Genomic DNA, 14,707 nt, shown 5'->3' on the forward strand with positions numbered 1-14,707 from the left:
TACCCTTACCGTTACGCGGATTTGCGTAATAAGCCTTGCTTCTTCAGATACACTAATAATAGCGAAATCGCCGCTGGGGTGATACCAGAAATACGCGATGCTTGACCAATAGTGTCAGGACGCGACTCAATAAGCTTGGCAACTACCTCATTTGACAAACCAGATACGGTTTTATAATCAAACTCTTTTGGTAAAATTGTTTGCTCATGACGAAGCTGTTTGTTGATCTCATCTTGTTGACGCGCAATGTAACCTGCGTACTTAGTATGGATTTCAACTTGTTCTAATGCCGCTTTGTTTGTAAATTCAGAGCCTAATCCTTCTATAGCCATAAGATCGTTATAACGGATCTCAGGACGACGCAGTAGTTCCTCTAAACTTGCTTCACGTGTAAGCGGAGTTTTAAGTAATGCGTTTACTTGATCTACAACGGCATGATCCTTATGGATCCATGTATCTTTAATGCGTTGCTTCTCTTTTTCGATTACTTCCATTTTTTCGTTAAATGCCTGCCAGCGTTCGTCATTAACCAAACCTAGCTCACGGCCTTTTTCAGTTAAACGAATATCAGCATTATCTTCACGAAGTAATAAACGGTATTCGGCACGACTGGTAAACATGCGGTATGGTTCTTTTGTACCCAGTGTTGCTAAGTCGTCGATTAATACGCCAACGTAAGCTTCATCACGACGTGGTGTCCAAGAATCTTTGCCTTGCACTTTTAGTGCAGCATTCATACCTGCAATTAAGCCTTGTGCACCCGCTTCTTCATAGCCGGTAGTACCGTTAATTTGACCCGCAAAAAATAAACCTTCAATAAATTTAGTTTCTAAAGATTGTTTTAAATCACGTGGATCAAAGTAATCATATTCAATTGCGTAACCAGGTCGACAAATATGTGCATTTTCAAAACCTGTAATCGATTGCACAATTTCAAGTTGTACATCAAACGGTAAACTAGTCGAAATACCATTTGGGTATAATTCGTATGATGTTAAACCTTCAGGCTCAACAAATATTTGATGTTTATCTTTATCTGCAAAACGAACAATTTTATCTTCAATTGAAGGGCAGTATCGTGGACCAATACCTTCAATAACACCTGAGTACATAGGTGAGCGATGTAAGTTTTTACGAATAACATCATGTGTTTTTTCGTTTGTGTAAGTTATGTAACACGGTATCTGTTGTGGGTGATCTGATTGTTTACCCATAAACGAAAACACAGGAGTTGGTGTATCACCTGGCTGTGCTTCCATTTTTGTAAAATCAACAGTACGTGCATCAATACGTGGAGGTGTACCTGTTTTTAAACGATCAACTCTAAATGGATGTTCACGTAAGCGATCAGCTAAAGCGATTGAAGGAGGATCGCCTGCGCGACCGCCTTTATAATTTTCTAAACCAATATGAATTAAGCCGCCTAAAAAAGTACCCACGGTTAAAACAACACTTGGTGCACTAAAACGTAAACCCATTTGAGTTACTACGCCAGTAACACGATCGTTTTCAACAATAAGATCATCACATGATTGTTGAAAAATCTTAAGGTTATCTTGGTTTTGTAATGTTGTTTGAATAGCCGCTTTGTACAAAGCGCGATCTGCTTGTGCTCGAGTAGCACGAACAGCAGGTCCTTTTGAAGAATTTAGTGTACGAAATTGGATCCCGCCTTTATCAATGGCCTGTGCCATTGCACCACCAAGCGCGTCGATCTCTTTTACCAAATGACCTTTGCCAATCCCACCAATTGCTGGGTTGCAAGACATTTGACCAAGGGTATCCATATTGTGAGTCAGTAGCAGGGTATTCATCCCCATACGGGCAGCTGCTAATGCGGCTTCAGTGCCAGCATGTCCACCACCTACTACGATAACGTCAAAATTTTCGTGAAAAATCATTAATGGGATCCTACTTAAATCAAACCGGTAAACTTCAAAAGGGAGCGTATTCTACCTAGAAATTGGCAGAAGATAAATGATTAAACAAAGGGCAAGATCTAAGTATGTGATCTCTAATAATATAAAGGATCTTTTAAAGAGATCTTTTATTACTATTACTACTACTGATCGACTTTTCTGTTGATAAGGTTTAGATCTTCATTTAAAACATGAAATTAGATCAGATCTAAAGGTGTTAATATGATCGGATCATCCAGCAAATAAGCTCTGATCAAAAAGGCACTTTATGCACAGGGTTGAATCAGTTGGATCTTATCCAATGGATAAGCATGCTTTAAAACGCAGTTTATTCAATCTTTATCCACAAAACCTATTAAATTATTAGTAAATTGTGGGTAACTTTATATATAACTTTTTACTTGATCTATCTATTTTATGCCTGTTTGAGCTATCCAAGAGTCTAACCATGTTAATGCAGTGTCTTCTGGTAGTGCTTCATCGAGAATATTAAGCTCTAAACGTTCTGCTACTTTTATAGCGCCTTTTTGAGTTAATAAGGCATCTATATTACGTCCTGCTAGGTTATAAGTGTCATAACTAGTGTCGCCTAAAGCGATTACTGAATATTTTAATTCAGATAAATCATCTGCTTGAGTTACATCTTCAACAAAACTAATAAGATTTTCAGGGTAATCACCTGCACCATAAGTTGATGTGCAGATTAACCAAATGGTATTTTGCTGATCAATATCGCTAAATTCAGGTTGATCATGTAGTTGCGTAGTAATACCAAGGTTATTAAGCGCGTCGCTTAATTGCTCTGCAACATACTCGGCTGATCCCATTTGGCTGCCGACAATAAGATTTACTGAACTCATGAATATTAGTGATCACATTGGTTTTAATTGCCGCCTATGATAACTGAGTGAGGATAACAGTAAAGTTAAGAGTGCTTTTTTGTATAACTATTTTTGCGGTAATTTTACACTCATTCAAAATTGTGTCTTTAAGTTGTTGATAATATAGTGTTTAACAAATTATCTTTAAATGTAATCTTCTGATCAAGTTGTTGATAACAGTGGGGAAAGCTCTGCTTAAACTGTTTTTTTAGGTTGTTTTATATTCGCTAAGTTATTGATATTACTTGTCAGTAAAAAATTAAATTATAAATATCCCAATTAAAAATACATGTTGATCATAATGTGGATATAAAGCCTGTTGATAACCTTAAATTTAGATCGAAAATAATTTTTAAAAATGATCTAATAAAGCAGATCTAATGAAATTAATTAAAAATAAGTTCATAAATAGATAAATTACAATTGATCATGAGGTTTTTGCAGCTGATTTACCTAGTTTTGGTATTTATTTGAGCTGAAAATTAGGTATTGTGGATAAGTGATCTCGGTATTTTTAATTTTATGCGAATTTAGAGCTGCTATTTTTATTAATTTTGCTGGTGGAGTTAGCAGATCAAAAGTTTTGAATACTTAGCAGTTGAGTTATTTTATTTAAAAATCACAGTGATTATCAAATTATATGTTGTCAAAAGTAAGCTTTTTAGAGTACTAATCAGTGTTTTTTAGCTCTTTAATTGAGCGAATAGCATCATTTTTTGCGTGTATGGGGTGTGTTTTAGTGCATTTTTGTGAGCTAAAGCAAGTATAAGGAAGCCATTTATAACTACTTTTTGTATGACATATAACGCTATTAAAGCGTGCGGTTGTTTGAAAAGGCATCGGTTTTAGCCTTAATAATAGGTGTAATTTGTGCTATTAATTCCCCCAATAAGCACTCTCAGTATTGCCTACTCTATATAATCAGACCTCTCTTAGCACGTAACAAAGGTAGTTTTGGATATGATTTTATTGGCAGTAATTTGCAGGCATCAGGTGTATAAATACATATTTTACAGCAGAATATTTTACATAAAAAAAGAGCACCTAAGTGCTCTTATAATAAAAATATATATGTAATAGGGTGTTTATTTACCAATACAAAACGAGCTAAATATTTTGCCAAGTAAGTCGTCTGAGGTAAATTCACCGGTTATTTCATTCAAATACTGCTGTGTTAAACGCAGTTCTTCAGCGAGTATTTCACCAGCAATGTGCATTTCTAACTGTGTTTTACCCGTTTCTAAATGATACGCAGCACTTTCTAGTGCATCCAAATGACGACGGCGCGCCATAAAGCCACCTTCTGTTGCACCTTGAAAGCCTATACAAGCTTTTAAATGCTCGCGAACAAGTTCAATACCGTCAGCATTTTTAGCACTTAAGCTGATGACCGGGTATTGTTGCTCTTGCTCCATTCCGACTATGTCGCCCGATAAATCAGCTTTATTTCTGATGACCGTAACCCCCATACCTTCTGGTAATTTTGCCATAAATTCAGGCCAAATTTTGTGCGGGTCAGTATCTATAGTGTCAGTGCCATCAAGCATAAATAAAACGCGGTCGGCTTGGTTTATTTCATCCCATGCACGCTCAATACCTATTTGTTCTACTCTGTCTGGGCTTTCGCGTAGGCCTGCTGTATCTATAATATGCAGTGGCATACCATCTATATGTATATGCTCTCGTAGTACGTCGCGAGTGGTACCGGCTATTTCTGTTACGATTGCGGCTTCACGACCGGCTAGAGCGTTAAGCAGGCTTGATTTACCCGCATTAGGGCGACCTGCAATAACAACACGCATACCTTCGCGCATGATGCTACCTTGCTTGGCTTGGTTGGTTACAGTGTTAAGCTGAGTAATAATCGCGTCTAAGTCGCCTGACACTTTACCATCTGATAAAAAATCAATTTCTTCATCAGGAAAATCTATTGCCGCTTCTACATACATGCGTAAGTGAATTACTTTTTCTACGAGTGTTTCTATGTGCTTAGAAAATTCACCTTGGAGAGACTGTAGGGCGCTTTTAGCGGCTTGCTCGCTAGTGGCATTAATTAAGTCGGCGATAGCTTCTGCTTGTGTTAAATCAAGCTTGTCATTCATAAATGCGCGCTCAGAAAACTCACCAGGCTTTGCTAAACGAACGCCCTCTATTTTACTAATTTCTTTAAGTAACATATCCAGTACTACAGGACCGCCGTGGCCTTGTAATTCAAGTACGTCTTCACCAGTAAATGAGTTAGGACCTGCAAAGTAAATGGCAATACCTTGATCAAGTTGCTCGCCAGCAAGGCTTTTAAATGGCACATAATCGGCGTAGCGAACTTTAGGTATTTTACCTACTACTTTTTCGGCGACACTTTTAGCAAGGCTACCTGAAACGCGAATAATACCAACACCACCACGTCCAGGTGCTGTTGCTTGTGCTGCAATTGTATCTTGATTGATCATGCTATTAATTTGCCAACGATGAGTAACTTTATGCCCGTATTGTAACCTATCGATTTATTTGTAGCGAATAGCTGTGGTGAAAAACAGGCAATAAAAAAGGCGACCGAAGTCGCCTTTATATAAGTAGGAGCTTAGTTAGCCTCTTACTTTAATTCCTTTCTTTTCCATGCCACGGTAGATGATTAACATCTGGACAATAGAAATAAGGTTAGACACTAACCAGTAAAGAACTAAACCAGATGGGAACCATAAGAAGAATACAGAGAAGATAACCGGCATAAAGGTCATCATTTTTTGCTGCATTGGATCAGTAACCGTCATAGGTTGTAGCTTTTGCGTTACAAACATACTCGCACCAAATAATATTGGCAATACGTAGTACGGGTCTTTCGCAGAAAGGTCAGTTAACCAAAAAATGAATTCAGCATGGCGAAGTTCAGTAGACTCTAAGAATACGTAGAATAAGGCTAAGAAAATTGGCATTTGTAGCAAAATAGGGAAACAGCCACCCATTGGGTTAACTTTTTCTTTTTTGTACATTTCCATAGTTGCTTGGCCGAACTTTTGACGGTCATCACCAAACTTTTCTTTAAGGGCTGCCATTTTAGGCTGTAGGGCACGCATTTTTGCCATTGAAGTGTATTGCGCTTTAGTAAGTGGGTACATTAACGATTTAACGATAATAGTGATGGCAATAATTGCTACACCCCAGTTACCTAAAATGCTGTGTAGCCATTTTAGCAATACAAATAAAGGTTGCGAGATAAAAAATAACCAACCGTAATCTACGGTTAGGTCTAGGTCTGGGTGAATCGCTTCAAGAATATCTGACTCTTTCGGGCCCATATAATAAGTAGCAGTTAATGTTTGCTCACTACCAGCTTGAATATTTACAGCGGGATCTTTAGCACCAATAATAGCGGCATTACTTTTTGTAATTAAGCTATAAAGTGTATTTGATTGATCCTGCATTGGAACCCAAGCACTTACAAAGTAATGTTGAATAAAGGCAACGTAACCACCTTGTGTGCTTTTATTTAGGTTTTTATCAGCCATATCTGAAAAACTATACTTTTCGTATTTTTCTTCATCAGTACCGTATGCAGCACCTAAATAGTTTTGATCAACCATGCTACCTTTTTCTTGTACGGTACGCTTAATTTGCGTGTATAGCTGTACTTGAAGAGGTGCGCTGGTAGTGTTGTTAATTTTGTATTCTAAGCCTACGTCATACTGACCTTTTTTGAATACATACGTTTTAGTAAAACTAACACCATTACTATCAGTAAACTGAAGTGGAACGCGAAGCTCATCACCCGTTAAGGTATATGATTTTTGTTCGGTACTATAAGTAGGGCGACCATTAGCTGATCCGTCAGGGCCATTTAAACCAATTAAGCCACTTTGTGAAAAGTATTGTTTGCCACCATCAAGCTGACCAAGAAGCATATAAGGCGTGTCACTGCCTTTTGTCTCTTCGTATTGAAGAAGGTCTGTTTCAACAATGTCACCGCCTTTGGTGTCAATTTTAACTTTAAAAACGTCAGTTGTAATTTCAATAACTGAACGCTTAGCTAAAGTTGCTGAAGCAGGTAACTCTGAATCTGACGATGAAGGAATATAATCATCCGACTCTGGTGAATTTGCTTGTAGTGTTTGTGTTGTGGCACTTGGATCGACTTTAGGCTTGTTGTAATCATTATCCCATTCTTGGAACAATAAAAACGACACTAGCATTAGGCCAATTAATAAAAACGTGCGTTGCGATTCCATAACAGCTCTTATTTCTCGTGTTGGTGGTTAATATGGGTTAATTTTTCAGGAACGGGGTCGTCTCCGCCTGAATGTAAAGGATGGCATTTTAATATGCGTTTTAAAGCTAACCAACTACCTTTTACCGATCCATGCAATTTAATTGCTTGAATAGCATAACTAGAACAGGTTGGATTAAAACGACAATGCGGACCTAACAGCGGGCTAATCCACTTTTGATAACCGCGGATAAATAACACTAAACAAAAAGTTGGTAAAGCAACAAGTGGTTTAAGTAACCTCATGATGTTTATGCCCCTACTTAAGTTTAGTGAGATAGATATCATGTATTTAAAGACTCAATTAGAAAATTTAAATGCATGATTAAAAGGTGAGCTAAAGATACATTAATTAACCCTGCAATTCTATTGCAATTAGGTTTGTTTGTTAGATTTAGCTGATTTGTTTGGGCGTTTCTTAAAAGGTGGCGGTTTAGGTGCACCTGGTTTACAGCGTTCGTTAATTTTTCGCCATAATTTAGTAAGTTGTTTGGTTATTTCTTCATTAGACTGCTCATCAATACCATTTTTAACCATAAGCACAATATCAATATTATCGATGCTGTGTTGATTTAAACGAAAACTTTCGCGAGCGAGACGTTTAATACGGTTTCGTTGGCATGCCTTTTTTACACGTTTTTTAGCAACAGTAAGACCTAACCGAGGTTTTTCTTGGTCATTTGGTTTAGCTAATAGAGTAAAGAAAGGAGTTGCAGCCCGAGCGGGTTCATTAAATATGCGAGAGTAATGCGAGGGAGTTAACAGACGTAACTCCCTGCCAAAGCTAAAGTCTTCCACTTATAAATTAAGCAGAAAGAACTTTGCGGCCTTTAGCGCGGCGACGTGCTAATACTTTACGGCCATTTACAGTTGCCATGCGAGCACGGAAGCCGTGTGCACGTTTGCGTTTTAAAACGCTAGGTTGAAAAGTTCTTTTCATAACAATCTCATCCGATCGGTTAAAGTTAAAACATCCTATACAGGTCGCGATCCTGGCATAGGTGCCATTGCGAGCGCGAGATATTATAGAGTAAGTAATGTAAAGTCAATCATAATTACGTTAAGGGTATATAACCCACCTACTACTATATAAGAGATCATATAAGGCGATCTGTTAGGATCATCATAAATAAGAAGTTTTCCACAGCCCCTGTATAAAAAGTGAATAAAAGCGGGGGAAAAGTAAATTGGATCGTAAATTTGGTTCGCGATCTTGGTGTTATTTTGTTATGATCTCCTCTCAGGATCTAAAATAAAAACTGTTTTAAATCAGCTTGTTAATGATTTTATACATCGATATCAACAATTTTATAAAAATCAATCTTTTACTTGTGGATAAAGTGTCTTCATAATACGCGGTCTTGGGTCGCTTATTGGACCATTTGAACGCAATAAATGTATGATTTATAATCATTAATGATGTGCGGGAATAAAAATTATATCTCTGGGAGTTTAACTGTGTATCTGTCGGTTTGGCAAAGTTGTTTATATGTATTGCAAGATGAGCTGCCTTCGCAGCAATTCAGTATGTGGGTAAGACCGCTACAAGCAGAAAGTACCGAAGATACCTTGACGATTTATGCACCTAATCGCTTTGTGCTTGATTGGGTGAGAGAAAAGTACCTAAATAGAATTAACGAATTACTAGTAGAGATTTGTGGTGTTGAAGCACCAAAACTACGTTTTGATGTAGGTAGTAAACCTTTATTAAATGCACAAGCTGCACCGGTTATAGAAACTCAATCGGCACCAAGTGCACACGCTTCAGCAAAACAACAGCCTCGCGAGCAAAAGCCAGTTGTTGAACCTGCACCTAAGTCAGGTTACAAATCTAACATTAAAGAAAACTATACTTTTGATAGCTTTGTTGAAGGTAAATCAAACCAATTAGCAAAAGCTGCGGCCACACAGGTTGCCGACAATCCTGGCTCTGCTTTTAATCCTGTATTTATATACGGTGGCACTGGTTTAGGTAAAACTCACTTATTACATGCAGTAGGTAATGGCATTATGGCAAATAAGCCAGATGCTAAAATTGTTTACATGCATTCAGAACGCTTTGTTCAAGACATGGTAAAGGCACTTCAAAATAATGCGATAGAAGAATTTAAGCGTTATTACCGTAGTGTTGATGCATTAATGATTGATGATATTCAATTTTTTGCTAACAAAGAGCGTTCACAAGAAGAATTTTTTCATACCTTTAATGCATTGCTTGAAGGCAACCAACAAATTATTTTAACCTCTGACCGTTACCCTAAAGAGATTGAAGGGGTCGAAGACAGGCTAAAATCACGTTTTGGTTGGGGATTAACAATTGCGATTGAGCCACCAGAGCTTGAAACACGCGTTGCTATTTTAATGAAAAAAGCCCAGCAAAGTAAGATTAACTTACCACACGAAGTTGCTTTTTTTATTGCCAAAAAATTACGTTCAAATGTTCGTGAGCTAGAGGGTGCACTTAACCGTGTAATCGCTAATGCGAACTTTACCGGTCGTCCTATTTCAATCGATTTTGTAAAAGAAGCGCTACGCGATTTACTTGCCTTGCAAGATAAACTGGTTACCATAGACAATATTCAGCGCACTGTTGCTGAGTACTATCGAATTCGTATATCAGACCTGTTATCTAAGCGCCGCAGCCGCTCTATAGCGAGGCCGCGCCAAGTAGCTATGGCCTTATCTAAAGAATTAACTAATCACAGCTTACCTGAGATTGGTGACGCATTTGGTGGACGCGATCATACGACCGTATTACATGCATGTCGTAAGATAAAATCACTACGTGACGAAAGCCACGAAATTAAAGAAGATTACCAAAACTTAATAAGAACATTGTCATCTTAGGGCTGACTTTATTATGCAAATAACAATATCAAGACAACAATTTTTAAAGCCATTGGTGCAAGTGTCGGGCGCAATAGAGCGCAAACACACGTTGCCAATTTTATCTAACGTTTTGTTAGTGGTAGAAAACGGACAACTTTCAATGACGGGTACTGACCTTGAAATTGAACTAGTTTCTGGCGTATTTGTAGGTGATGATATTGCCGATACAAAACTAACGTTACCCGCTAAAAAGTTACTCGATATTTGTAAAAGTCTACCAGATGGTTCAGACATTACTTTAAGCTTGCAAGAGCATCAATTACTTTTAACCAGTGGTAAAAGCCGTTTTTCATTGACGACTTTATCTGCTGATGATTTTCCTAATTTAGAAGAGTGGGACGGAGAGGTTGAATTTCAACTAACTCGTTTAGAGCTTCGTAAGTTACTCGAAAGCACGCATTTTTCGATGGCAAATCAAGACGTACGTTATTACTTAAATGGTATGTCGTTTGAAGTAGATAATACCGATATAAAAACAGTAGCAACAGATGGTCACCGTTTAGCTATAGCGCAAAAGCAATTAACGCAATCGCTTAATACACAACGTCAATTAATTATACCTCGCAAAGGTGTGCAAGAAATTATGCGCCTTATGGTAGCTGACGATGAATTGGTAACAATTCAGTTTGGTGCTAACCATATCCGTATTATTGATATTGAGTTTACATTTACAAGTAAACTGGTTGATGGGCGTTTTCCAGATTACCGTCGTGTATTACCACGTGGTGGCGACAAAGTAATTACAGCTAACCGAGAATGGTTACGTAATGCGTTCCAACGAGTGTCTATTTTATCTAATGAAAAGTTTCGTGGCGTACGCTTAAACTTATCAAATGGTTTATTAAAAATTACGGCCAACAACCCAGAGCAAGAACAAGCTGAAGAAGTTGTTGAAGTAAGTTACGAAGGTGCTGACCTAGAAATAGGGTTTAACGTGTCTTACGTATTAGACGTACTAAACACATTAAAAACAGAAGACGTACTATTTACATTAGCCGACTCAAACAGCAGTGCATTAATTGAAGGTGCAGGCGATGAAGAAGCAATGTACGTTGTTATGCCTATGCGTTTATAAGACTATAAATACATAATGAGCTTAAGTCATTTGAGCCTCAAATATTTTCGTAATATTGAGGCGCTGACGCTAGAACCAGTTAACGGCGTTAATATAATATATGGTGAAAATGGCAGTGGAAAAACCAGCCTTTTAGAGGCTATCTATTACCTTTCTCACGGCAAATCTTTTCGTACTCCAAAACACAAAAGTATTATCGCGCATCAGCAAGAGCAGTTTGTAATTCACGGGCGCAAAACAATACACGACTTATCTATTCCAATTGGTATTAGTAAAACTCAAACGGGTGAAACTAATTTAAAAATTCAAGGTAAGGCGAGCCGTAAAATATCCGAACTAGCTCAACTCATGCCAGTGCAAATTATTACACCAGAGAGCTATTCTTTATTTTTTGGTGGGCCTAAAGAGCGCAGAAAGTTTTTAGATTTAGGTTTGTTCCACGTGGAACATGAGTTCTTTTTTTTATGGCAATCGTTTAATAAAGTACTTAAACAACGTAATGCATTGTTAAAAACTAAGCCCAAGAATTATTTTGACCAAATTAAGTTTTGGGACAAAGAATTTGTTAGACTGGCTGAAGAAATAAATAAATTAAGATTGGCGTATATAAGTAGGTTTAAGCAGCAGTTTTTTGATAAAATGTGTGCAGAATTAACGCTTGTACGTGATTTAGAAATGACCTTTAATGCAGGCTGGAAAGAGACCGAATCTCTTGCAGATGCGTTAGAGCAAAACTTTGAGCGAGATGCTCGCCAAGGATTTACAAGTAAAGGCCCTCATAAGGCCGATTTTAGTTTTAGTGTCGCTGGCAACAGTGTGGAGAATACATTCTCACGCGGTCAATTGAAGTTACTATTATATGCGTTAAAAGTTACGCAAAATAGCTTAATTGAGTCAGAGACAGATAAGCAATCTATATTGCTAATAGATGATCTACCTTCAGAGTTAGGCGAAGATACAAAAGAGAAAGTGGGACAATTACTTGCTCACTGCAGTTCTCAAATTTTTATCTCTTCAATTTTGTCTGAAAGTATTTCTGCTGTGGTGGAACCCATGCAACGAGAACTACAAATGTTCCACGTGAAACATGGCAACCTAATAACAAGATAAGTGGGATTAACCATGTCTGAGAATTATGACTCGTCGAGTATTAAAGTACTTAAAGGATTAGACGCAGTAAGAAAGCGTCCTGGAATGTATATTGGGGACACCGATGATGGCACAGGCTTACACCACATGGTGTTTGAGGTCGTTGATAACTCGATCGATGAAGCCTTAGCAGGTCATTGTGATGATATTTATGTAACGATTCACTTAGACGGTTCTGTCTCAGTACGAGATAACGGTCGTGGTATTCCAACTTCTATCCATGAAGAAGAAGGCGTATCAGCAGCCGAAGTTATTATGACGGTACTTCATGCCGGTGGTAAGTTTGATGATAACTCTTATAAAGTATCAGGTGGCTTACACGGTGTTGGTGTTTCTGTTGTAAATGCACTTTCAGAAAAGCTAAAACTTACAGTTCGCCGTGAAGGTAAACTTCATGAGCAGTTTTACACTATGGGTGTTCCAGATGCACCTTTAGCTGTTATTGGCGAATCGGACACGACAGGTACAGAACTGCGTTTTTGGCCAAGTGGTGAAACATTCACAAACTTAGATTTTCATTACGAAATTTTAGCTAAGCGTTTACGCGAGCTTTCATTCCTAAATTCAGGTGTGAGCATCATTTTAAATGATGAACGTGAAGAAAATAAATCTGACCACTTTAAATACGAAGGCGGTATTCAAGCTTTCGTTGAATACTTAAACCGTAATAAAACACCTATACATAAAGGTGTATTCCATTTTACTCACGAACGTGAAGAAGATGGTATTAGCGTTGAAGTATCAATGCAGTGGAATGATGCATACCAAGAAAATATTTACTGTTTCACAAATAATATTCCACAACGTGATGGTGGTACTCACTTAGCCGGTTTTAGATCAGCGCTAACACGTACACTTAATAACTACATGGAAAAAGAAGGCTTTAACAAAAAAGCTAAAACAACCAGCAATGCTACCGGTGATGATGCCCGTGAAGGCTTAACGGCTGTTGTTAGTGTTAAAGTTCCTGATCCTAAGTTCTCATCGCAAACTAAAGACAAGCTTGTTTCAAGTGAAGTTAAGTCTGCAGTTGAACAAGCAATGGCTGAAAAATTCACTGAGTTTTTATTAGAAAACCCAACTGATGCCAAAATTGTTGTAGGTAAGATTATTGATGCCTCACGTGCTCGTGAAGCGGCGCGTAAAGCCCGTGAAATGACACGTCGTAAAGGTGCAATGGACTTAGCAGGCTTACCTGGTAAGCTAGCTGATTGCCAAGAAAAAGATCCTGCCCAATCTGAACTATATATAGTGGAAGGGGACTCTGCTGGCGGATCAGCCAAGCAGGGACGTAACCGTAAAAACCAAGCTATTCTTCCGCTTAAAGGTAAAATCTTAAACGTAGAAAAAGCACGTTTTGATAAAATGTTATCTTCACAAGAAGTAGCAACACTAATTACTGCATTAGGGTGTGGTATTGGTCGTGACGAATATAACCCTGAGAAATTACGTTACCACCGTATCATCATCATGACCGATGCGGACGTGGATGGTTCTCACATTCGTACGTTACTATTAACATTCTTCTATCGCCAAATGCCTGAAATTGTAGAACGCGGCTATATTTACATTGCTCAACCACCACTTTATAAAGTGAAAAAAGGTAAGCAAGAGCGTTATATTAAAGATGACCCTGCATTAGTTGAATACCTAACATCGCTTGCTCTTAATGGTGCAGCGTTGTATGCAAGTACAGATGCACCAGCTCTTGAAGGTGAGGCACTAGAAGAAATCGTTCACGATTATCAAAACACAGTTAAAGTAATTGAGCGTTTAAAGCGTAAATACCCTAACACGGTAATGGAACGCTTAATTTATCAAACAGAATTGAAAACTGATGACCTTTCAGATGAAGCTAAAGTAATTGCTTGGACTAAAGTGTTGGTTGACGACCTGATTGCACGTGATGAAGATGCGACTATTTTCCATGCTGGTACAGAGCATGATGCTGAGCGTAATATGTATTACCCGGTTGTGAATATTCGTCAGCACGGTGTAGATAAAGCACACGTACTTCATTATGACTTTATTGCGTCACGTGACTACCAACGCATTGCTGTGACTGGTACTAACATCGCAAACATCCTTAGCGAAGGTGCATATATTCAACGTGGTGAGAAAACAAAACCTGTTGATAACTTTGTGGATGCTTTGGAATGGTTGATCACAGAATCGAAGCGCGGGATCTATATTCAACGCTATAAAGGACTGGGCGAAATGAACCCAAGCCAGCTTTGGGAGACCACAATGGATCCTAGTGCTCGCCGTATGTTACAAGTAACGATCGAAGATGCTGTTGGCGCGGATCAATTATTTGCGACCTTAATGGGTGACCAAGTAGAGCCTCGTCGTGAGTTTATTGAAAAGAACGCACTACGTGTAGTTAACTTAGACGTGTAAAAAATATTGCTTACATAGAAAAAGGAGCCTAATGGCTCCTTTTTTATTTTCTTCAATTACACAAACTGCTTAAAACCTGAGTGTACACACGGTATACTAAGGGTAATTTTCACGCTACTTCTTAGATAGTAAA

General features: G+C 38.2%; 11 protein-coding genes. 4 read left to right on the top strand and 7 right to left on the bottom strand.

All coding sequences use genetic code 11. From position 1 onward, the window contains the following. Window positions 1–11: 11 nt before the first annotated feature. The 7 genes from mnmG to rpmH all read right to left on the bottom strand — a co-directional run bounded on the left by mnmG (window position 12) and on the right by rpmH (window position 8,001). Window positions 12–1,901: a tRNA uridine-5-carboxymethylaminomethyl(34) synthesis enzyme MnmG gene (gene mnmG / locus I6F44_RS17175; RefSeq protein WP_007585991.1), complete on the bottom strand. Its 1,890-nt coding sequence runs from the start codon at window positions 1,899–1,901 to the stop codon at window positions 12–14. A gap of 428 nt (window positions 1,902–2,329) precedes the next feature. Beyond that, entirely contained in the window at window positions 2,330–2,779 is a 450-nt protein-coding gene (mioC, locus tag I6F44_RS17180; RefSeq protein WP_024591277.1) for an FMN-binding protein MioC, read from the bottom strand. Window positions 2,780–3,885: 1,106 nt separating this feature from the next. After that, window positions 3,886–5,250, bottom strand: coding sequence for a tRNA uridine-5-carboxymethylaminomethyl(34) synthesis GTPase MnmE (gene mnmE / locus I6F44_RS17185; protein ID WP_007584209.1), 1,365 nt, complete (start codon window positions 5,248–5,250; stop codon window positions 3,886–3,888). A gap of 135 nt (window positions 5,251–5,385) precedes the next feature. Then, the gene (gene yidC, locus I6F44_RS17190) at window positions 5,386–7,023 is read right to left on the bottom strand and encodes a membrane protein insertase YidC (protein ID WP_024607967.1); all 1,638 of its coding nucleotides are present in this window, start codon (window positions 7,021–7,023) and stop codon (window positions 5,386–5,388) included. Window positions 7,024–7,031: 8 nt separating this feature from the next. Then, the gene (gene yidD, locus I6F44_RS17195) at window positions 7,032–7,307 is read right to left on the bottom strand and encodes a membrane protein insertion efficiency factor YidD (RefSeq protein ID WP_008138026.1); all 276 of its coding nucleotides are present in this window, start codon (window positions 7,305–7,307) and stop codon (window positions 7,032–7,034) included. 129 nt (window positions 7,308–7,436) lie between these two features. Continuing rightward, the gene (gene rnpA / locus I6F44_RS17200) at window positions 7,437–7,859 is read right to left on the bottom strand and encodes a ribonuclease P protein component (RefSeq protein ID WP_007584204.1); all 423 of its coding nucleotides are present in this window, start codon (window positions 7,857–7,859) and stop codon (window positions 7,437–7,439) included. Window positions 7,860–7,866: 7 nt separating this feature from the next. Next, window positions 7,867–8,001 carry a 50S ribosomal protein L34 gene (rpmH, locus tag I6F44_RS17205; RefSeq protein WP_004335215.1) on the bottom strand — a complete coding sequence of 45 codons (135 nt, stop codon included), beginning with the start codon at window positions 7,999–8,001 and terminating at the stop codon, window positions 7,867–7,869. Window positions 8,002–8,519: 518 nt separating this feature from the next. On the opposite strand from rpmH, the gene dnaA reads away from it, so the two are divergent. Genes dnaA through gyrB form a run of 4 tightly spaced genes read left to right on the top strand, consistent with a single transcriptional unit; the run spans window position 8,520 to window position 14,574 of the window. After that, window positions 8,520–9,908, top strand: a complete 1,389-nt coding sequence (gene dnaA / locus I6F44_RS17210) for a chromosomal replication initiator protein DnaA (protein ID WP_010555148.1) — start codon at window positions 8,520–8,522, stop codon at window positions 9,906–9,908. A 13-nt stretch (window positions 9,909–9,921) separates the two neighbouring features. Continuing rightward, entirely contained in the window at window positions 9,922–11,025 is a 1,104-nt protein-coding gene (dnaN, locus tag I6F44_RS17215) for a DNA polymerase III subunit beta (RefSeq protein ID WP_010555149.1), read from the top strand. Window positions 11,026–11,040: 15 nt separating this feature from the next. Next, the gene (gene recF / locus I6F44_RS17220; RefSeq protein WP_008138030.1) at window positions 11,041–12,135 is read left to right on the top strand and encodes a DNA replication/repair protein RecF; all 1,095 of its coding nucleotides are present in this window, start codon (window positions 11,041–11,043) and stop codon (window positions 12,133–12,135) included. Between the two features lie 12 nt (window positions 12,136–12,147). Continuing rightward, window positions 12,148–14,574 (top strand): DNA topoisomerase (ATP-hydrolyzing) subunit B, encoded by a 2,427-nt coding sequence (gene gyrB / locus I6F44_RS17225; protein ID WP_008172005.1) that lies wholly within the window; start codon window positions 12,148–12,150, stop codon window positions 14,572–14,574. The last annotated feature ends 133 nt before the right edge of the window (window positions 14,575–14,707 follow it).

The organism is Pseudoalteromonas sp. NZS11_1 (assembly GCF_015864275.1).
GTDB classification, from domain to species: domain Bacteria; phylum Pseudomonadota; class Gammaproteobacteria; order Enterobacterales; family Alteromonadaceae; genus Pseudoalteromonas; species Pseudoalteromonas arctica.

Excerpts from the sequence above, each read along its gene's own strand:
- mnmG (WP_007585991.1), bottom strand. The coding sequence starts at position 1,901 with ATGATTTTTCACGAAAATTTTGACGTTATCGTAGTAGGTGGTGGACAT.
- mioC (WP_024591277.1), bottom strand. The coding sequence starts at position 2,779 with ATGAGTTCAGTAAATCTTATTGTCGGCAGCCAAATGGGATCAGCCGAG.
- mnmE (WP_007584209.1), bottom strand. The coding sequence starts at position 5,250 with ATGATCAATCAAGATACAATTGCAGCACAAGCAACAGCACCTGGACGT.
- yidC (WP_024607967.1), bottom strand. The coding sequence starts at position 7,023 with ATGGAATCGCAACGCACGTTTTTATTAATTGGCCTAATGCTAGTGTCG.
- yidD (WP_008138026.1), bottom strand. The coding sequence starts at position 7,307 with ATGAGGTTACTTAAACCACTTGTTGCTTTACCAACTTTTTGTTTAGTG.
- rpmH (WP_004335215.1), bottom strand. The coding sequence starts at position 8,001 with ATGAAAAGAACTTTTCAACCTAGCGTTTTAAAACGCAAACGTGCACAC.
- dnaN (WP_010555149.1), top strand. The coding sequence starts at position 9,922 with ATGCAAATAACAATATCAAGACAACAATTTTTAAAGCCATTGGTGCAA.
- recF (WP_008138030.1), top strand. The coding sequence starts at position 11,041 with ATGAGCTTAAGTCATTTGAGCCTCAAATATTTTCGTAATATTGAGGCG.
- gyrB (WP_008172005.1), top strand. The coding sequence starts at position 12,148 with ATGTCTGAGAATTATGACTCGTCGAGTATTAAAGTACTTAAAGGATTA.